This window comes from Enterobacter sp. HNDS-6 (assembly GCF_039850505.1).
In the GTDB taxonomy this organism is placed as follows: Bacteria; Pseudomonadota; Gammaproteobacteria; order Enterobacterales; family Enterobacteriaceae; genus Enterobacter; species Enterobacter kobei.
Map to the genome: position 1 here is coordinate 1,561,892 of NZ_CP156673.1, position 17,887 is coordinate 1,579,778.

At 58.0% G+C, this 17,887-nt stretch carries 18 protein-coding genes; 7 read left to right on the plus strand and 11 right to left on the minus strand.

All coding sequences use genetic code 11. The features are described from left to right. Window positions 1–76: 76 nt before the first annotated feature. Window positions 77–1,981: an ABC transporter ATP-binding protein gene (locus ABFI50_RS07375; protein WP_047027063.1), complete on the plus strand. Its 1,905-nt coding sequence runs from the start codon at window positions 77–79 to the stop codon at window positions 1,979–1,981. A gap of 15 nt (window positions 1,982–1,996) precedes the next feature. After that, complete coding sequence (locus tag ABFI50_RS07380) at window positions 1,997–2,929, plus strand: LysR family transcriptional regulator (RefSeq protein WP_048997504.1); 933 nt, start codon at window positions 1,997–1,999, stop codon at window positions 2,927–2,929. 85 nt (window positions 2,930–3,014) lie between these two features. Here ABFI50_RS07380 and mdcH read toward each other — a convergent pair whose 3' ends face one another. The 8 genes from mdcH to mdcA form a co-directional block, all read right to left on the minus strand. Next, window positions 3,015–3,911: a malonate decarboxylase subunit epsilon gene (gene mdcH, locus ABFI50_RS07385; RefSeq protein WP_176260942.1), complete on the minus strand. Its 897-nt coding sequence runs from the start codon at window positions 3,909–3,911 to the stop codon at window positions 3,015–3,017. After that, window positions 3,911–4,528 (minus strand): malonate decarboxylase holo-ACP synthase, encoded by a 618-nt coding sequence (locus ABFI50_RS07390; protein ID WP_088127359.1) that lies wholly within the window; start codon window positions 4,526–4,528, stop codon window positions 3,911–3,913. Before ABFI50_RS07390 ends, mdcH begins: the two co-directional genes overlap by 1 nt. 2 nt (window positions 4,529–4,530) lie before the next feature. Further along, window positions 4,531–5,490: an AEC family transporter gene (locus ABFI50_RS07395; protein WP_023331468.1), complete on the minus strand. Its 960-nt coding sequence runs from the start codon at window positions 5,488–5,490 to the stop codon at window positions 4,531–4,533. A gap of 123 nt (window positions 5,491–5,613) precedes the next feature. Then, on the minus strand, window positions 5,614–6,414 hold the full coding sequence (gene mdcE, locus ABFI50_RS07400) for a biotin-independent malonate decarboxylase subunit gamma (RefSeq protein WP_032645410.1): 801 nt from the start codon (window positions 6,412–6,414) through the stop codon (window positions 5,614–5,616). After that, window positions 6,414–7,247, minus strand: a complete 834-nt coding sequence (locus ABFI50_RS07405; protein ID WP_014885503.1) for a biotin-independent malonate decarboxylase subunit beta — start codon at window positions 7,245–7,247, stop codon at window positions 6,414–6,416. Before ABFI50_RS07405 ends, mdcE begins: the two co-directional genes overlap by 1 nt. After that, window positions 7,240–7,539: a malonate decarboxylase acyl carrier protein gene (gene mdcC, locus ABFI50_RS07410; RefSeq protein WP_014885504.1), complete on the minus strand. Its 300-nt coding sequence runs from the start codon at window positions 7,537–7,539 to the stop codon at window positions 7,240–7,242. Before mdcC ends, ABFI50_RS07405 begins: the two co-directional genes overlap by 8 nt. A 9-nt stretch (window positions 7,540–7,548) precedes the next feature. Continuing rightward, a complete protein-coding gene (locus ABFI50_RS07415; protein WP_248190110.1) occupies window positions 7,549–8,406 on the minus strand; it encodes a triphosphoribosyl-dephospho-CoA synthase in 858 nt (285 codons plus the stop codon). Beyond that, window positions 8,406–10,061, minus strand: a complete 1,656-nt coding sequence (gene mdcA, locus ABFI50_RS07420) for a malonate decarboxylase subunit alpha (RefSeq protein WP_248190111.1) — start codon at window positions 10,059–10,061, stop codon at window positions 8,406–8,408. The genes ABFI50_RS07415 and mdcA overlap by 1 nt, the downstream gene beginning before the upstream one ends. Before the next feature lie 228 nt (window positions 10,062–10,289). Between mdcA and ABFI50_RS07425 the strand changes: the two genes are divergently transcribed. Genes ABFI50_RS07425 through ABFI50_RS07435 form a run of 3 tightly spaced genes read left to right on the plus strand, consistent with a single transcriptional unit; the run spans window position 10,290 to window position 12,427 of the window. Next, a complete protein-coding gene (locus ABFI50_RS07425) occupies window positions 10,290–11,312 on the plus strand; it encodes a hydrolase (protein ID WP_014885507.1) in 1,023 nt (340 codons plus the stop codon). Next, entirely contained in the window at window positions 11,309–11,527 is a 219-nt protein-coding gene (locus ABFI50_RS07430; RefSeq protein ID WP_003861664.1) for a YheU family protein, read from the plus strand. The genes ABFI50_RS07425 and ABFI50_RS07430 overlap by 4 nt, the downstream gene beginning before the upstream one ends. Window positions 11,528–11,557: 30 nt before the next feature. Continuing rightward, on the plus strand, window positions 11,558–12,427 hold the full coding sequence (locus tag ABFI50_RS07435; RefSeq protein ID WP_014885508.1) for a phosphoribulokinase: 870 nt from the start codon (window positions 11,558–11,560) through the stop codon (window positions 12,425–12,427). A gap of 86 nt (window positions 12,428–12,513) precedes the next feature. Here the strand turns inward: ABFI50_RS07435 and ABFI50_RS07440 are convergent, their stop codons facing one another. Further along, entirely contained in the window at window positions 12,514–12,918 is a 405-nt protein-coding gene (locus ABFI50_RS07440) for an OsmC family protein (RefSeq protein ID WP_014885509.1), read from the minus strand. Between the two features lie 311 nt (window positions 12,919–13,229). Here ABFI50_RS07440 and crp point away from each other — a divergent pair, with 311 nt between their 5' ends. After that, window positions 13,230–13,862 (plus strand): cAMP-activated global transcriptional regulator CRP, encoded by a 633-nt coding sequence (gene crp / locus ABFI50_RS07445; RefSeq protein WP_000242758.1) that lies wholly within the window; start codon window positions 13,230–13,232, stop codon window positions 13,860–13,862. A gap of 57 nt (window positions 13,863–13,919) precedes the next feature. Continuing rightward, window positions 13,920–16,007, plus strand: a complete 2,088-nt coding sequence (locus ABFI50_RS07450; protein ID WP_347486095.1) for a YccS/YhfK family putative transporter — start codon at window positions 13,920–13,922, stop codon at window positions 16,005–16,007. Here ABFI50_RS07450 and ABFI50_RS07455 read toward each other — a convergent pair. Together ABFI50_RS07455 and pabA are read right to left on the minus strand one after the other, a co-directional pair. After that, window positions 16,004–17,224 carry an aspartate aminotransferase family protein gene (locus tag ABFI50_RS07455; RefSeq protein WP_192830750.1) on the minus strand — a complete coding sequence of 407 codons (1,221 nt, stop codon included), beginning with the start codon at window positions 17,222–17,224 and terminating at the stop codon, window positions 16,004–16,006. The two genes, ABFI50_RS07450 and ABFI50_RS07455, sit on opposite strands and share 4 nt — an antisense overlap. An 86-nt stretch (window positions 17,225–17,310) precedes the next feature. Beyond that, the gene (gene pabA, locus ABFI50_RS07460) at window positions 17,311–17,874 is read right to left on the minus strand and encodes an aminodeoxychorismate synthase component 2 (RefSeq protein ID WP_047365893.1); all 564 of its coding nucleotides are present in this window, start codon (window positions 17,872–17,874) and stop codon (window positions 17,311–17,313) included. Window positions 17,875–17,887: the final 13 nt, after the last annotated feature.

The following is a 17,887-nucleotide window of genomic DNA, read 5'->3' on the forward strand; positions in this document are numbered from 1 at the left end:
GCCCGGTGCGGAAAATGGCCCACACCTTACATTATCATAATGACAAATTAACATAGTCGGAACATACGGCGCTTCTATGATTGTTTTCTCCTCGTTACAAATTCGTCGCGGCGTGCGCGTTCTGCTCGATAACGCCACTGCTACCATCAACCCGGGCCAAAAAGTGGGTCTGGTCGGCAAAAACGGCTGTGGCAAATCCACGCTGCTGGCGCTGCTGAAAAACGAGATTAGCGCGGATGGCGGAAGCTTTACTTATCCGGGAAACTGGCAGCTCGCCTGGGTGAACCAGGAGACGCCTGCCCTGAGCGAACCGGCCCTCGACTATGTTATCGACGGCGACCGTGAATACCGCAAACTCGAAGCGGAACTCCACGCCGCCAACGAGCGCAACGACGGTCACGCCATCGCCACCGTTCATGGCAAGCTGGACGCCATCGACGCGTGGACCATTCGCTCCCGCGCCTCCAGCCTGCTGCACGGCCTGGGCTTCAGCAATGAACAGCTGGAACGCCCGGTCAGCGACTTCTCCGGCGGCTGGCGTATGCGCCTCAACCTGGCGCAGGCGCTGATCTGCCGTTCTGATCTTTTGCTACTCGATGAACCGACTAACCACCTCGATCTCGATGCGGTTATTTGGCTGGAGAAGTGGCTTAAGAGCTATCAGGGCACTCTGATTCTGATCTCCCACGACCGCGACTTCCTCGATCCGGTGGTGGATAAAATCATTCATATCGAACAGCAAACGATGTTCGAATATACCGGCAACTACAGCTCTTTCGAGCGCCAGCGCGCGACGCGCCTGGCCCAGCAGCAGGCGATGTACGAAAGCCAGCAGCAGCGCGTGGCGCACCTGCAAAGCTTTGTGGATCGCTTTAAGGCCAAAGCCTCTAAAGCCAAGCAGGCCCAGAGCCGCATCAAGATGCTGGAACGCATGGAGATGATTGCCCCGGCGCACGTCGATAACCCGTTCCACTTCAATTTCCGCGAACCGGAAAGCCTGCCGAATCCGCTGCTGAAAATGGAAAAAGTGAGCGCGGGCTATGGCGATCGCATTATTCTCGACTCCATCAAGCTCAACCTGGTGCCGGGTTCACGTATCGGTCTGCTGGGGCGTAACGGCGCCGGTAAATCAACGCTAATCAAACTCCTGGCGGGCGAACTTAACCCGGTCAGCGGCGAAATCGGCCTGGCGAAAGGCATTAAGCTTGGCTATTTCGCTCAGCATCAGCTGGAATTTTTACGCGCGGATGAATCGCCTATCCAGCACCTTGCTCGTCTGGCACCGCAGGAAATGGAGCAGAAGCTGCGCGATTACCTCGGCGGCTTCGGCTTCCAGGGCGATAAAGTCACCGAAAACACAGAGCGTTTCTCCGGCGGTGAAAAAGCCCGCCTGGTACTGGCGCTGATCGTCTGGCAGCGCCCGAACCTGCTGCTGCTCGATGAACCGACCAACCACCTGGATCTCGACATGCGTCAGGCGCTGACCGAAGCGCTGATTGAGTTCGAAGGCGCGCTGGTGGTGGTCTCGCACGATCGTCACCTGATCCGCTCCACCACAGACGATCTCTACCTGGTGCATGATGGCAAAGTTGAACCGTTCGACGGCGATCTGGAAGACTACCAGCAGTGGCTGACGGACGTGCAGAAGCAGGAAAACCAGCCGGAAGAGTCGGCGAAAGACAACGCCAACAGCGCGCAGGCGCGTAAAGACCAGAAGCGCCGGGAAGCGGAGCTGCGCACCCAGACTCAGCCGCTGCGTAAAGAGATTGCCCGTCTGGAAAAAGAGATGGAGAAGCTCAACGCCACGCTTGCCACCGTTGAAGAGAAGCTAGGCGACAGCGGCCTGTACGATCAAAGCCGTAAAGCGGAGCTGACGGATTGCCTGCAAACGCAGGCAAAGACCAAATCGAGCCTCGAAGCGTGCGAAATGGCGTGGCTGGACGCGCAGGAACAGCTGGAAGCGATGCTGCAGGCCGACTAACACACCGGGAGGGTTATGCGTTTCGATACCACGAGCGAGATTACATTCCGCAAACTCAGCATCTTCATGACCTTCATGGAGAAAGGGAATATCGCCCGTACCGCCGAAACGCTCGGGCTGAGCGGTGTCAGCGTGCACCGCGCGCTGCACACGCTGGAAGAGAACGTGCGCTGCCCGCTTTTTACCCACAAGGGGCGCAATCTGATTGCGCTGCCCTCCGCCTGGACGCTGCTGGAATATTGCCAGGAAGTCATGCAGGTGATGGAGCGCGGGCTGGAAGAGTCGCGCAAAATCGCCGGTATCGGCCAGGGTCGGTTGCGCGTCGGTACGCTCTACTCGCTCACCCTGGAAACCGTACCGCGCCTGATTATGGGCATGAAATTACGCCGTCCGGATCTGGAGATGGATCTGACGATGGGCTCTAACGACACATTGCTACACATGCTGGACGAAGGGTCGCTGGACGCCATATTGATCTCCATCTCCGAAAGCGATATCGACCGTAACAGCCTCGAAGTACTGCCCCTGTTTCACGACGATATTTTCCTTGCCGCGCCCGCGTCCGCCACGCTGAACGCCCATGGGCCAGCGGATCTTCGTGATTACAAACATCAGAAATTTGTCTCGCTGGCAGAAGGGTTTGCGACCTACGCCGGGTTTCAGGAGGCGTTTCATATCGCCGGATTCGAACCGGAGATCGTCACTCGCGTGAATGACATTTTCTCAATGCTGAGCCTGGTGCAGGCGGGGGTCGGCTTTACGCTGATGCCGGGGAGGATGAAGAAAGTGTATGAGAACTCGGTGCAGCTACTGAAGCTGGCGGAACCGTACCAGATGCAGCAGCTGATTGCGATTGTCTTTGCCCGCAACCGCGAGCAGGATCCGAGCCTGCGCGCACTGGCCGCCGAAGGGCGGATGTATGCGCGCAGCTTGCAGGAAGGTGCCTGATGTTATTGCCCGGTGGCGCTACGCTTACCGGCCCTAATCCCGGATTGTAGGCCCGGTAAGGCGCAGCCGCCACCGGGCGAAAAACCTACGCTCGAAGCCGACCCGCCAAATGTACCGCTACCTCAACCCCGCTGCGTTCCAGAGAAATGGATTCCCCTTCCCACGCCGCCTGTCGCGTTAAGCAGGTCAGCACGCCGCCGGGCGGCATCTCGATTGCCAGCCGCGCATCGCGTTCATTCGCGGATATTACCGCCTCCTGCCAGCGCACGGTACGCGCCATATTCATCGCCAGATCGTCGGCGATCTTCTCCGGCTGCCAGAGCACGCGTCCGGTACTGCCGCTCAGATACGCGCAGCGTGGGCGTGAAAGCGTGACCGATTCAAACGCTGCCACCAGCTTCTGCGCCGGGTCCGCCAGCAGTGCGCAGTGCGACGGCACGCTGACCGCCAGCCGTTTGGCCTTGCTCGCCCCTTTCGCCAGCGCCCGCTCTGCTACCTGCGCCATCCCTTCATCGGAGCCGGCAATTACAATCTGCGTTTCGGCGTTCAGGTTCGCGATGTACGTGCCCGTGCCTTCGATAAGCAGTTCCACCTGCGACAGGGTCAACCCCATAATCGCCGTCAGGCCATAGCCGTGCGGATACGCCTGCTCCATCAGATCGCCGCGCAATGCAACCAGCTTAAGGGCGTCGGTAAATTCCAGTGCGCCAGCCATCACTGCTGCCGGGTACGCGCCAATCGACAAACCGCTCACAATGTCCGGCGTCACGCCGCGACGTTGAAGCTCGCGTGCCCAGGCCACGCCTGAAATCAACAGACAAAGTTGAACCGCGCGGGTGTGGCGTAACGAGGCTGCACTGTCCAGTGTATCGACTTCGCTTCCCAGTACCTTACGCGCCTGAGCCAGCGCCGTTCCCGGCAGGTTATGCAGCATACCTTCATGCTGCGTGCCCTGCCCCGGAAAGGTAAACAGTATTTTCATTACTCCTCCCTGCGCCACGGATCCGTTACCAGACGCGGTCCGCGGCGGGTTTTCAGCAGCGTTTTGCCGTCGCGCAGCCACTCCGCCAGCGCGAATCCCCCTTCGGGTGTATCGACCTGCGTATCCGCCCGGCACAATGCATGGCCGAGCTGCGACTGCCATGCGGTAAACGCATCAGGGGAAATCGGCTGAGGGGCGCGGATCAACAGGTCGAGATCGCTGTCGGCGTGGATAACCGGAATACCGGTCGCCAGTGCATAGCCAGTGCTGCCGGTAATGCCCCACGACCATGGCCACGGCTGCTGAGAAAGTTGTAGTGCCACCTGTACCGGTGGCTGCGTCACAAAGGGCGAGCGCAGCAGATCCGCCGTTACGCTCAGTGATTCGGGTGACACCACACGCGTTACGTGTTCTGGTTTCACCCATCCGGCCGCCCGCTGGTCGCGGCGCAGGCCGCGCACGCCAACGGGAATACGGCCAGCGTTATCAACATCACGCCGCACTACGACCGGCAAACCGGTATGCCAGGCCGCCTCCACCCAGTCGTCGGTGATGCCTTCCAGCGCGTCTCGCGCGGTAAGCCAGATGAGGTCGTGGGGGCGTAATGTTATGGTCATGATTACATTCCTGAGGTCAGCGAGATAAACAGCGGCAGCGACAGGATACACAGTACGGAGCTTAACAGCAGCACGGCTTCCGCATCCGGAGACTGCACGCCAAAGCGGTTACCGAACACCACACCGAAGAAGCCCGCAGAAAGCGCAATCATCAGGATAGCGGTGATCGCCACGGAACCGTGCAGACCAAAGAGTAAAACGATACCCCAGGCAATCGCAGGCTGAATCAGCAGCTTGGCGATAGTTGACGTGATCACCATGGTGTTGATCTGCAGCTTACGGGCAGAGAGGATCACCCCGGTCAGGAACAGCGCTGCAGCGGTCGCGGACAGCCCCAGCGGTTTAATCGCCGCCAGCACCAGTTCCGGCATTTTGATACCGATGGCGGACAAAATGACACCCAGCAGCGGGCCCATCACGATCGGTTTTTTAATCGAACGCCACATCAGCACCGGCAACATGGAGAGCGTTGAGCCAGAGTTATTCCCTTCGGTGCGCGCTTTTTCACGTTCCAGAATGAGCAGGCAGAACGGGGTCATCAGCACCGAACCGCAGGCGATGGAGACCGCAACAGACAGTGATGTCGATGAACCTTCACCCAGCACGCTGCCCAGAATAGGCAGGCCGAGCGCCGCATAGTTTGGCAGGGCGACGGTCAGCGTCAGCACGGCGGCATCCTGCGGCGATTTTTTAAAGACGCCGGTGGCGAGGAAGTAGATGGCCGCATAGGTTATCCACATCGCCAGGGTCAGCACAAGAATCAGCGGCGACTGGGCCACAATGCCGGTCCACGGCGTTTGCACGGTGGCGCTGAACAGCGCGGCAGGCAGTGCAAAATCCATCACGAAAATATTAAGCAGGGAAACGTTTTTGTTATCGACCATCTTTGCCTTACCGGCCCAGAATCCCAGCAGCATGATGACGAAAATCGGTGCAAGAGCATGAACAATTACGTAAGTCATAATTCACCTGTAGTAAAAAAGTTAAAGCACTGGCGCGATGATTATTATTTTCAGGATGCAGGTTCCCGCGCGGACGTAACGGTTACGTCCGCGGGGTCGTGCATCTGGCAGGTCTCTTTTTACTTACCAGCTTGCCCGCATGCGTTCGCGTACGAGGGCAGAGCTGCGGCGGTTGTCAGCACCCAGACGATTGTTCAACGTGGTGTCCTGACGAGCGTCACTGATGGCCTGTTGCAGGGTGGTTTTCACCTGCGCCAGATCGTTATCGGAGGGGGCATCCGGGTTGCTGATGTCCAGCAGGTTTGAAAGCAGCCCCAGGGTGGCGTAGTTGCTGATGTCATAGGCCATCGGCGGAATGGTGGCCGCCAGTTTTTCCAGCGCGTCGACGGTTCGCAACGTAATGCGCGCCGCAGACTCTTTACCCATCGCGTGGATCAGCACCCCTTTATCGTTGAAAGCAATCAGGCGGTTAGCCTGGTAGCCATGCGCCAGAAATGCGCCGGACATCGCTTTACCGACGATAAGCCCAATCACCGGATGACCGGCCAGACGCGCATTCGCATACGCGGCGGCAGCCCCCGCCAGCGCCTGGTGGATACCAAACGCCTCTTCGCGACGGCCATAGGCCTGGCTTGGGACGTCAATCACCGCCACAATCGGACGCTTCACGGACTTACTGGCATCCTCGGCCACGGTTTCGCTCACCACTTTCGCCAGCGTCCAGCCCTCCAGCAGACCAACTTCCCCTTTCGCCGCGCGCGGGAAATGGTTGTGGGCATCCGGCACCACGGCAACAAAACGCACCGCCTCACCGTTCAGTTCGCCGTCTGCCGCCTGCACGGACGGGCAAAGCCCTTCCACACGTTTTACATTCGGCGCGAGCAGAGTCATCCAGAGTTCGCCACGGCTTATTGCGTTAGTCATCATTTCACCTCCCGGGCAAAAAGCGCGTTAATTTGTTCGGCATCGGCCTGTTTGCGGGTGTCGAAATTCGTCAGACGGTTCAGGTAATCGTCGTAGTTATCGGTGCGGTGTTTCGCGGGTACGCCCCTGGCAATCGCGTCGTTCATCGCCGCTTTCACCGCGTTGATACCGTCACCGACCAGCGCGTCAACCAGCCCGCTTTGATAGCGCACTTCGCCACCGGTCATGCTCCAGATAAACGGACGGTCACGGGAGTCGTACTCTTCAATCCCCGCTTCCTGCTCGATGACCTGCGGACCGTTCAGTCCGAGACGCGCTTCGCGGGTCACAATCAGGTAGCTGCACAGCGCCGCCGCGATGGACATCCCACCGAAGCAGCCCACGGTCCCTGCGACAATCCCGATAACGGGCGTGTAACGACGCAGGTCAACAATCGCCGCGTGGATATCGGCAATGGCGGCCAGACCCAGGTTCGCCTCCTGCAGACGAACGCCGCCGGTTTCGAGGCACAGCACAGCCTGAGTCGGAATGCCGTTGCGGTTATCTTCTGCCGCCAGCTCCAGCGCCGCCGCCATTTTGGCACCGGACACTTCACCCATGCTGCCGCCCTGGAACGCACCTTCAATGGCGACCACAACGGCTGGCTGACCGTTGATCGTGCCTTTCGCCACCACCATGCCGTCGTCCGCCTGCGGAACAATGCCCTGTGGCCCAAGCCACGGAGAGATAATGCCTTCAAACGGATCCAGCAGTTCGCGATAGCTACCCTCATCGAGCAGGGCCTGCGCACGCTGGCGTGCTTTCAATTCGATAAAGCTGCTGTCATCACGCATGGCTCACCCCCTCAAAAACCTGTTCGATACGAATGCGAGCCACGCCCGGCGTCGCGCCGAAATCATGAATGGTCAGTTTTCCTGCTGGCAGGCTACTGACCGTTTGCAGGCGGTTGAACAGTGCCTCCCAGCGACCCCGGCTGTTGTCGACGGAGGTGGTGATATCAATGGTTAACGTCTGGCCCGGTTCGGCGGTGAAGAGCACCTCCATATCCCCGGAACCGACTACCCCTGCCAGGGCCCTGCCGCTTAACGCGCGGCTGGCTGGCACGGTCAATGTGATTTTTTCCATAACATCCTCTTAATGCTTTGAATAAGGCGTTTCGACGCGATCGAGAAACAGCGTGGCAGCAAGCAGGTCAGCAGCGCCGCCTGGGGAGGCGTTTAGCGCCAGCATCTGACGGTCTAAGTTAGCCAGCGCCTGCTGGCCTGCAGCCGTTGCACAACCTCCGGCGTTCAGTACCGCACGGGCACCGTCCTGCATGGCGTCCAGCCCCTCCAGCCCGGCGCGCGACAGCACGCAGGTGTCGGTAAGCGACGTCATGATCGCCATCAGCGCGTCAAGCCTGGCGTGCGTTTCGCTGCTGCCGTTGAGACGGCTCAGGCGAAGCTGCGGCAACGCGCGCTGCATAATGTGCGGGAACGCCTGCTGAGCCTCTTCGCGTGCACCCGGTACGCGGTAGCGGTGCGTGGCGCGAAGGCCTTTGCTGAACACTTTCGGCGCCGCCTCATCAGGGAGTTTCGCCAGCTGCGCGGCGGTGCAGGCGACGTCGTGCGCCCTGGCTTCCCCGCCCAGCATCGCCACCGCGCTGACCAGCAACCCCAGCGCCCAAATCGCGCCGCGATGGGTGTTTACGCCACACGTTGCAGCCATCATCTGCTGCTCGCCTTCGCGACCAAGACGGCCAACGGTTTGCCGAAGCGCAATATCTGCCGGACGCAGCCAGCTTTGCTGCGCCAGCGCCTGAAACGTCGGGGTCAGGCTGCGCGCGGAGCGCTCCATCAGCGCAAGGGATAAATCGTGGTGCGCACCGTTCCCCCGACTGTCCACCAGACCGGGTTTCGGGCTTAATCGTGCTTCGTCAATCAGACACTGCGTGGCGGTTCGCGCCAGCCATTCGGCACCGCCTTCAACCTGAATCTGGGGCAGAAGTTTCATTACCAGCTCCGGAATTTCGCAGGTGGGTTGTACAGACCGCCGGACCATTCAACGAGGTCTGACACGCTGCCCGCCGCCAGCAGAGAGCGGGTGGCGTCGGTGCGGCGAATACCCATATCTTCCGGATAAACAACCTTGCCGCTCTGGCGCAGTTCCGCCACGCGTTTAGCATCCACGCCCAGGCCGATATCGGTAATCCCCGCCACAGCGGCGACCATGGCACGACGCTCCTCAAGATCTTTGGCGCGATAGAGGTAAGCAATCCCCTCTTCCGTCAGCACGTGCGTCACGTCGTCGCCGTATATCATGACCGGCGCCAGAGGCATCCCGGACGCTTTTGCCACGTCAACAGCATCAAGCTTTTCCACAAAGGTCGGCTTTACGCCCGCCTGGAAGGTTTCCACCATCTGCACGACCAGTTTTTTACCGCGCTGCATCGGGTCAGGTTCGGTGATCATGTTCAGCCAGGCCGGTGTGGCGTGGCGACGACCGTGTGGGTCGTGCCCCATGTTTGGCGCACCGCCGAAGCCGGAAAGACGACCGCGTGTCACCGTTGAGGAGTTGGCGTAACCATCAACCTGCAGGGTTGAGCCGATAAACATATCGACCGCATACTGACCGGCCAGCTGACAGAACGCACGGTTGGAACGCATGGAGCCGTCGGCACCGGTAAAGAAGATGTCCGGACGGGCGCGGATGTACTCTTCCATCCCCAGCTCGCCGCCGAAGCAGTGCACGCTTTCCACCCAGCCGCTTTCAATTGCCGGGATCAGCGTTGGGTGCGGGTTCAGGGTCCAGTGCTTACAGATTTTGCCCTTCAGGCCGAGCTGTTCGCCGTAGGTCGGCAGCAGCAGTTCAATCGCTGCGGTGTTAAAACCGATCCCGTGGTTGAGGGACTGCACCTGATGTTCCGCGTAGATGCCCTTAATCGCCATCATCGCCATCAGGATGTGTTCCTGTTTGATCAGTCGCGGATCACGGGTAAACAGCGGTTCGATAAAGAATGGTTTGTCGGCAACGACAACATAGTCAATCCAGGAGCCCGGAATATCGACGCGCGGCAGGTCGCATTCGTCGTCCACCAGTTCATTCACCTGCGCAATCACAATCCCGTCGTGGAAGGCCGCGGCTTCCACCAGTGCCGGAGTATCTTCGGTGCTCGCCCCGGTGTAGAGGTTGCCTTTGCTGTCTGCTTTAAACCCCGCAATCAGCGCCACGTTGGGCGAGAGGTCGACGTAGAGGCGTGAATAGAGCTCGATATAGGTATGGATAGCGCCGATTTCGAGCTGACCATCTTCCAGCAACTGGGAGATTCGCAGGCTCTGCGTCCCGGAGAAGGAGAAGTCCAGCTTGCGGGCGATGCCTTTCTCAAAGATATCCAGATGCTCGCTACGGCCGACGCTCGGCATGATCATATGCAGATCGTGGACAATTTGCGGGTTCACTTCAGCCAGCGAGCGTGAAAGGAAATCGGCCTGCTTCTGGTTGTTACCTTCCAGAACGACCTTATCGCCAGGGGCGATCAGTTTTTCCAGCATGGCGACAAGGTCGCCGGTTGGCAGTACCTTGCCCTGCACCGGTACGGACGCCAGACGACGCGCTTTTTCGCTGCGTCGCGTGTTCCATTGCCGGGTGGGTGTTTGCCCAGATAACATTATTAACCTCCTGATTCAGCTAATCATTTTGATTTGCTTAACGTTGAGTAAAGTGTGCGCTCTGGTGGGAAAGGCATCAATTAAGCGTAGAGCGGAATCATTAGCCTGAGAGTAATAATCACGGTAAAGATTTGTGATCGGGATCAGTTCATGTTTCGGAAAACCAGGCTAAACGGGGTACAATTCGGAAAGTATCGTTAATTTCCGACAAGAATCAGCATCGCGCTTATGACCCAAATCATTCCAACAGACTTCGACATTGCAGCCGAAGACAGCACCGAGTTCGTGCCCATGCGCGGTGTGTCCAACTGCCATTTGCAGACCATGCTGCCACGGCTGATCCGCCGTAAGGTTCAGTTCACGCCGCACTGGCAGCGGCTTGACCTGCCAGACGGTGATTTTCTGGATCTCGCCTGGAGCGAAGACCCCGAGCAGGCACGTCATAAGCCGCGTCTGGTGGTTTTTCATGGTCTGGAAGGGAGTCTGCACAGCCCTTATGCGCATGGATTGATTGAGGCAGCAAAAGCGCGCGGCTGGCTCGGGGTGGTGATGCATTTTCGTGGCTGCAGCGGCGAGCCAAATCGTCAGAAACGCATCTATCACTCGGGTGAAACCGAAGACGGAACCTGGTTTTTACACTGGCTGCGGGAAAACTATGGCACCGTGCCAACGGCGGCCGTGGGGTATTCGCTGGGCGGAAATATGCTCGCCTGCCTGCTGGCCAAAGAGGGCGACAGCGTACCGCTCAATGCCGCAGTGATTGTCTCCGCGCCGTTTATGCTGGAGCAGTGCAGCTACCATATGGATAAAGGGTTTTCCCGCGTCTATCAGCGCTATCTGCTCAACCTGCTGAAAGCCAACGCCGCACGTAAGCTGAAGGCTTACCCGGATACCCTGCCGGTCAGCCTGCGCCAGCTGAAAAAGGTGCGCCGCATTCGTGAATTCGACGATCTGATCACCGCAAAAATTCACGGCTTCGCCGATGCGATCGACTATTACCGTCAGTGCAGCGCCATGCCGTTGCTCAGCAAAATTACCCAGCCGACGCTGATTATTCACGCCAAAGATGACCCGTTTATGGATCATCACTCTATTCCCGCGCAGGAATTCCTTCCCGACAATGTTCACTATCAGTTGACTGAACATGGCGGCCACGTTGGGTTTATTGGCGGGACGCTGCGCCGCCCGAAAATGTGGCTGGAGGCGCGTATTCCTGACTGGCTTACTCTTTATCTGGACGGTGCAAAATGATCATCCCCTGGCAGGATCTGTCTCCCGAAACGCTCGATAATCTGATTGAAAGCTTTGTATTACGTGAAGGCACCGATTATGGTGAACATGAACGCTCACTCGAGCAGAAGGTCAACGATGTAAAACGCCAGCTGAAAAGCGGCGACGTGGTGCTGGTGTGGTCAGAACTGCATGAGACGGTCAATATCATGCCCCGCAACGCGTTTCACGGCTGACCTTCCAACCTTTTCAGTCAGGGAGTTGCTATGTCTGCCAGACATCCCATTATTGCCGTTACGGGGTCGAGTGGTGCGGGAACGACCACCACCAGCCTCGCGTTTCGTAAGATTTTCGCCCAACTGAATCTCCGGGCGGCGGAGGTCGAAGGCGACAGTTTTCACCGCTATACGCGACCTGAAATGGACATGGCGATCCGTAAGGCGCGCGATCTGGGTAAACACATCAGCTATTTCGGTCCTGAAGCCAATGACTTTGGCCTTCTTGAGCAAACCTTCCTGGAGTACGGTCAGAGCGGCAAAGGGCAATCGCGTAAGTATCTGCATACCTATGATGAAGCTGTGCCGTGGAATCAGGTGCCGGGCACCTTTACCCCCTGGCAGCCGCTGCCGGAACCCACCGATGTGCTGTTTTATGAGGGATTACACGGCGGCGTAGTCACCCCACAGCATGACGTGGCGCGTCATGTGGATCTGCTGGTTGGCGTGGTGCCTATCGTGAACCTGGAGTGGATCCAGAAGCTGACGCGCGACATGAGCGAGCGCGGCCATTCGCGCGAAGCGGTGATGGATTCGGTGGTGCGCTCCATGGAAGACTACATCAACTACCTCACGCCACAGTTCTCCCGCACGCACATTAACTTCCAGCGCGTGCCGACGGTGGACACCTCTAACCCGTTCGCGGCGAAAACCATCCCGTCGCTGGACGAGAGCTTTGTGGTGATCCACTTCCGCAATCTCGAAGGCATTGATTACCCCTGGCTGCTGGCGATGCTGCAGGGCTCGTTTATTTCGCACATGAATACGTTAGTGGTACCAGGCGGAAAAATGGGGCTGGCGATGGAGCTCATCATGACGCCGCTGGTGGAGCGGTTGATGGAAGGGAAGCAGATTGCGTGAGTTGTTCTGCCCGGTGGCGCTGCGCTTACCGGGCCTACGTTCATGCTTTTGTAGGGCGGGTCAGCGAAGCGCCACCCGCCAAAAGATTAAGCCTCGATCACTTCATACGAATGCGTGATTTTTACCGCTTTCTCCAGCATTAACGCCACAGAGCAGTATTTTTCCGCAGACAGATCCACCGCACGCGAAACCGCCGCGTCTTTAAGCGCTTTACCGGTGACCACAAAGTGCAGATTGATGTGGGTGAACAGGCGTGGCGCCTCTTCGCGACGTTCTGAGGTGAGTTTAACCTCGCAATCCGTTACGTCATGACGACCTTTTTGCAGAATCGACACAACGTCAATCGCGCTGCATCCACCCGCCGCCATCAGCACCATTTCCATTGGGCTGGGGGCTTTATCGCCGGAGTTACCGTCCATCAAAATCTGGTGCCCTGACGCGGATTCGCCCAGGAACGTTAAACCTTCAACCCATTTCACGCGCGCTTGCATATTCTTTAACTCCAACGTTGCATTTTCGGTGACAGATTACGCGTGCGTTACATTTCTCGCAACGGAAGGCGACCTGCATCATGCTGAAGCGAGACACCAGGAGACACGCGGCGAAAGCTATGCTAAAACACTCAGGATGCTACAGTAATACATTGACGTTACACATGTATGCAGAGGACATCAAACTTTACTGGCTGCGAAACGTTACGACAGCCGACTTCCCAGGGTATGGGTAAGAATTCGATTGCAACCCCAGAGTCCGGATGCATCTGATGACTCTGGTGACAGCTTATAACAGAGGATAACAGCGCATGGTGCTTGGCAAACCGCAAACAGACCCGACTCTCGAATGGTTCTTGTCTCATTGCCACATTCATAAGTACCCATCGAAGAGCACGCTGATTCACCAGGGTGAAAAAGCGGAAACGTTGTATTACATCGTCAAAGGCTCGGTGGCAGTGCTGATCAAAGATGAGGAAGGGAAAGAGATGATCCTTTCTTATCTGAACCAGGGCGATTTTATCGGTGAACTGGGCCTGTTTGAAGAAGGCCAGGAACGTAGCGCCTGGGTTCGTGCAAAGACAGCATGTGAAGTGGCTGAAATTTCTTACAAGAAATTCCGTCAGTTGATTCAGGTAAACCCTGACATCCTGATGCGTCTTTCTTCCCAGATGGCGCGTCGTCTGCAGGTCACATCCGAGAAAGTGGGTAACCTCGCCTTCCTGGACGTCACCGGTCGTATCGCGCAGACCCTGCTGAACCTGGCGAAACAGCCAGACGCCATGACCCACCCGGACGGCATGCAAATTAAAATTACCCGTCAGGAAATTGGTCAAATCGTCGGTTGCTCCCGCGAAACGGTGGGTCGTATCCTGAAAATGCTGGAAGATCAGAACCTGATCTCTGCCCACGGTAAAACCATCGTGGTCTACGGAACGCGTTAATTCCGCTCAAACGGCGTGCCATCGCAAGGTGTCACGCCGTTTTTGTCTCTATTCCCCATGTGGCGCAGGCTGATCTATCACCCGGAAGTTAATTACGCACTGCGACAAACGCTGGTGTTGTGCCTTCCTGTGGCCGTGGGCCTGATTCTGGGACATCTCCAGCAGGGTCTGCTGTTTTCTCTCGTTCCCGCCTGCTGCAACATCGCAGGTCTGGACACGCCGCATAAACGCTTTTTCAAACGCCTGATCGTTGGCGGTTCGCTGTTTGCTGGCTGTAGCCTCGCCGTGCAGCTTTTACTGGCGCGCGATATTCCGCTGCCGCTGATCCTGACCGTACTGGCGATGAGCCTCGGTGTTACCGCAGAAATCAGTTCCCTGCACGCCCGCCTGCTTCCCGCTTCACTGATTGCCGCCATCTTCACCCTGAGCCTCGCCGGGAATATGCCGGTGTGGGAGCCGCTGCTGATCTACGCCCTCGGCACGCTGTGGTACGGGCTGTTTAACTGGTTCTGGTTCTGGCTGTGGCGGGAACAGCCGCTGCGTGAATCTCTGAGCCTGTTGTATGTCCAGCTTGCGGATTACTGCGAAGCCAAATACACCTTGCTGACCCAGCATACCGACCCGGAAAAATCCTTACCGCCGCTGCTGACGCGCCAGCAAAAGGTGGTGGATCTGATAAGCCAGTGCTATCAGCAGCTGCATATGCTCGCCGCCAACAAGAATCACGAATATAAACGCCTGCTGCGCACCTTCCAGGTGGGGTTGGATCTGCAGGAGCATATCTCCGTGAGCCTTCATCACCCACAAGAGGTGCAAAAGCTGGTCGAGCGCAGCCACGCCGAGGCGGTGATCCGCTGGAATGCGCAGACCGTCTCCGCGCGCCTGCGGGTGCTGGCGGACGACATTCTCTATCACCGCTACCCCACGCGCTTTAACATGGATAAACAGCTCGGCGCGCTGGAGAAAATTGCTCGTCAGCATCCGGATAACCCGGTCGGCCAGTTTGCCGCCTGGCACTTCAGCCGCATTGCCCGCGTGCTGCGCACCCAGCGCCCGCTGTATCCCCGCGACCTGATGGCGGATAAGCAAAAACGTCTGCCGCTCCTGCCAGCACTCAGAAGCTATCTCTCTCTTAAGTCTTCTGCCCTGCGCAATGCCGCGCGGATTAGCGTTATGCTCAGTATCGCCAGTCTGATGGGCATGGCGCTGCATCTGCCGAAACCGTACTGGATCTTAATGACCGTGCTGTTTGTCACCCAGAACGGCTACGGCGCCACGCGGGTACGTATTCTGCACCGGGCAGGCGGCACAATGGCGGGGCTGATTATTGCGGGCGTAACGCTACACTTCCACGTTCCCGAGGGGTATACCCTGGCTGGGATGCTGGTGATTACGCTGGTGAGTTACCTGATTATCCGCAAAAACTACGGCTGGGCGATGGTGGGCTTTACGGTGACGGCGGTATATACCCTTCAGCTGCTTACGCTAAACGGCGAACAGTTTATCGTTGCCCGCCTGATCGATACGCTGATTGGCTGTCTGATCGCCTTTGGTGGCATGGTCTGGCTGTGGCCGCAGTGGCAAAGCGGATTGCTGCGCCAGAACGCCCACGACGCGCTGGAAGCCGACCAGCAGGCTATTCGCCTGATCCTGAGCGACGACCCGCAGCCCTCCCCGCTGGCCTATCAGCGGATGAAGGTCAACCAGGCGCACAACGCCCTGTTTAACTCGCTCAACCAGGCGATGCAGGAGCCAGGCTTTAACGCGCACTATCTGGCGGACATGAAGCTCTGGGTCACGCATAGCCAGTTTATCGTCGAGCATATTAACGCCATGACCACCCTGGCGCGCGAGCACACGATGCTGACGCCGGATCTGGCGCAGCGTTATTTGCAGTCGTGTGAAATCGCCCTGCAGAGGTGTCAGCAGCGTCTGGAGTATGACGCGCCGGGTGAGTCGGGGGATTCGAACATTCTGGAAGCGCCGGAAACGCTGACCCGCGGGCCGATGAGCACCCTGGAGCAGCATTTGCAGCGCGTGCTGGGCCACCTGAACACCATGCACACCATTTCGTCGGTGGCATGGCGTCAGCGTCCGCATCATGGCATTTGGTTAACGCGCCGGTTAAAACGAACCAAGTATTAGCCTTTAACGATCTTCGCGACCGCTGCGGCAAAGCGGGTTAACCCGTCTTCAATGTCTTTCTCTTCCACCACCAGCGACGGTGCGAAACGCATCACGTCTGGCCCCGCATTCAGCACCATTACCCCTTCGTGGGCGGCAGCATGCAGAAAATCGCGGGCGCGGCCTTTGTACTGTGGCGTGAGCTCGGCACCCATCAGCAGACCCATGCCACGGATTTCGCTGAACACATCATACTGGTCATTGATCTTTTGCAGATGTTTTACGAACAGCTCACGCTTCGCGTTCACGCCGTTCAGCACTTCCGGCGTATTGATGATATCAAATGCCGCACCCGCCACGGCGCTCGCCAGCGGGTTACCGCCATAGGTTGAGCCGTGCGAACCGACATGAAACGCAGAGGCGATCTCCTGAGTCGTCAGCACCGCACTCACCGGGAAACCACCGCCGAGCGCTTTGGCACTGGTCAAAATATCCGGCGTCACGCCGTAGTGCATATAAGCGAACAGATCGCCGGTACGTCCCATTCCGCACTGCACTTCATCAAACACCAGCAGCGCCTGATGCTCATCACACAGCGCGCGCAGCCCTTGCAGGAATTCCGGGGTGGCCGCCGTTACGCCGCCTTCGCCCTGAATTGGCTCCACGACTACCGCGCAGGTGTGGTCGTCCATCACCGCTTTCACCGCATGCAGATCGTTAAACGGCACATGGACGATGTCGGCCGGTTTTGGGCCAAAGCCGTCGGAATACTTCGGCTGGCCGCCGACGGAGACGGTAAAGAACGAGCGCCCGTGGAAGGCGTTGTGGAAGGCGATGATTTTGGTTTTGTACGGGCTGTGACGTGTCGTCGCGTAATAGCGCGCCAACTTAAAGGCGGTTTCGTTGGCTTCGGTGCCGGAGTTCATAAACAGCACACGCTCGGCAAACGTGGCATCAATGATTTTGCGGCCCAGACGCAGCGCCGGCTCGTTGGTGAATACGTTACTGGTGTGCCACAGGGTTTCGCCCTGGGTTTTCAGCGCCTCCACCAGCGCAGGATGGCAATGACCCAGCGCCGTGACCGCAATACCGCCCGCGAAATCTACATACTCTTTTCCCTGCTGATCCCAGACGCGGCTGCCTTTCCCCTTAACCGGGATAAACTCAGCCGGTGCATAAATCGGCAGAATCACTTCATCGAATGTTGCGCGGGTAATTGCTGGTTGTTCAGTTGCCATGTCATGCCCATCCATTTTATGTCACATTGATTGTGAAAATATAATCACAAAATATGCATAAAAAATCACAGCAAGGCAACAGATATTCAGCGATGGAAGAAATTAGCCAGCAGGTCATGCCCTTGCTCGCTAAGGATACTTTCCGGATGGAATTGCACGCCCTCAAGATCCCACTCGCGGTGGCGAATCCCCATGATCTCCTGCGTATCGCTCCAGGCGGTCACCTCAAAGCAGTCTGCCAGCGTCGGCGGGTCAATCACCAGCGAATGGTAGCGCGTCACGGTTAAGGGATTATTGAGCCCCGTGAATACCCCGGTACCAGTATGCGTGACCGGCGACGTTTTTCCGTGCATCACTTTCGCGGCACGCACGATGGTGGCGCCGAATACCTGGGCAATGGCCTGATGGCCCAGGCAGACGCCCAGAATGGGCAGCTTGCCAGCATAGTGCCGGATAACATCCAGAGACACGCCCGATTCCGACGGCGTGCAGGGGCCGGGTGAAATCACAATTTTCTGCGGAGCCAGCGTCGCAATATCGGCCAGAGTCACGTCATCGTTACGGCGGACAACCACCTCTGCTCCCAGCTCACAAAAATACTGGTAAAGGTTCCAGGTGAAGGAATCGTAGTTATCAATCAGCAGAATCATGGCGGCTCCCGAA

Coding starts and splice junctions, on each gene's coding strand:
- ABFI50_RS07375 (WP_047027063.1), top strand. CDS start 77: ATGATTGTTTTCTCCTCGTTACAAATTCGTCGCGGCGTGCGCGTTCTG.
- ABFI50_RS07380 (WP_048997504.1), top strand. CDS start 1,997: ATGCGTTTCGATACCACGAGCGAGATTACATTCCGCAAACTCAGCATC.
- mdcH (WP_176260942.1), bottom strand. CDS start 3,911: ATGAAAATACTGTTTACCTTTCCGGGGCAGGGCACGCAGCATGAAGGT.
- ABFI50_RS07390 (WP_088127359.1), bottom strand. CDS start 4,528: ATGACCATAACATTACGCCCCCACGACCTCATCTGGCTTACCGCGCGA.
- ABFI50_RS07395 (WP_023331468.1), bottom strand. CDS start 5,490: ATGACTTACGTAATTGTTCATGCTCTTGCACCGATTTTCGTCATCATG.
- mdcE (WP_032645410.1), bottom strand. CDS start 6,414: ATGACTAACGCAATAAGCCGTGGCGAACTCTGGATGACTCTGCTCGCG.
- ABFI50_RS07405 (WP_014885503.1), bottom strand. CDS start 7,247: ATGCGTGATGACAGCAGCTTTATCGAATTGAAAGCACGCCAGCGTGCG.
- mdcC (WP_014885504.1), bottom strand. CDS start 7,539: ATGGAAAAAATCACATTGACCGTGCCAGCCAGCCGCGCGTTAAGCGGC.
- ABFI50_RS07415 (WP_248190110.1), bottom strand. CDS start 8,406: ATGAAACTTCTGCCCCAGATTCAGGTTGAAGGCGGTGCCGAATGGCTG.
- mdcA (WP_248190111.1), bottom strand. CDS start 10,061: ATGTTATCTGGGCAAACACCCACCCGGCAATGGAACACGCGACGCAGC.
- ABFI50_RS07425 (WP_014885507.1), top strand. CDS start 10,290: ATGACCCAAATCATTCCAACAGACTTCGACATTGCAGCCGAAGACAGC.
- ABFI50_RS07430 (WP_003861664.1), top strand. CDS start 11,309: ATGATCATCCCCTGGCAGGATCTGTCTCCCGAAACGCTCGATAATCTG.
- ABFI50_RS07435 (WP_014885508.1), top strand. CDS start 11,558: ATGTCTGCCAGACATCCCATTATTGCCGTTACGGGGTCGAGTGGTGCG.
- ABFI50_RS07440 (WP_014885509.1), bottom strand. CDS start 12,918: ATGCAAGCGCGCGTGAAATGGGTTGAAGGTTTAACGTTCCTGGGCGAA.
- crp (WP_000242758.1), top strand. CDS start 13,230: ATGGTGCTTGGCAAACCGCAAACAGACCCGACTCTCGAATGGTTCTTG.
- ABFI50_RS07450 (WP_347486095.1), top strand. CDS start 13,920: ATGTGGCGCAGGCTGATCTATCACCCGGAAGTTAATTACGCACTGCGA.
- ABFI50_RS07455 (WP_192830750.1), bottom strand. CDS start 17,224: ATGGCAACTGAACAACCAGCAATTACCCGCGCAACATTCGATGAAGTG.
- pabA (WP_047365893.1), bottom strand. CDS start 17,874: ATGATTCTGCTGATTGATAACTACGATTCCTTCACCTGGAACCTTTAC.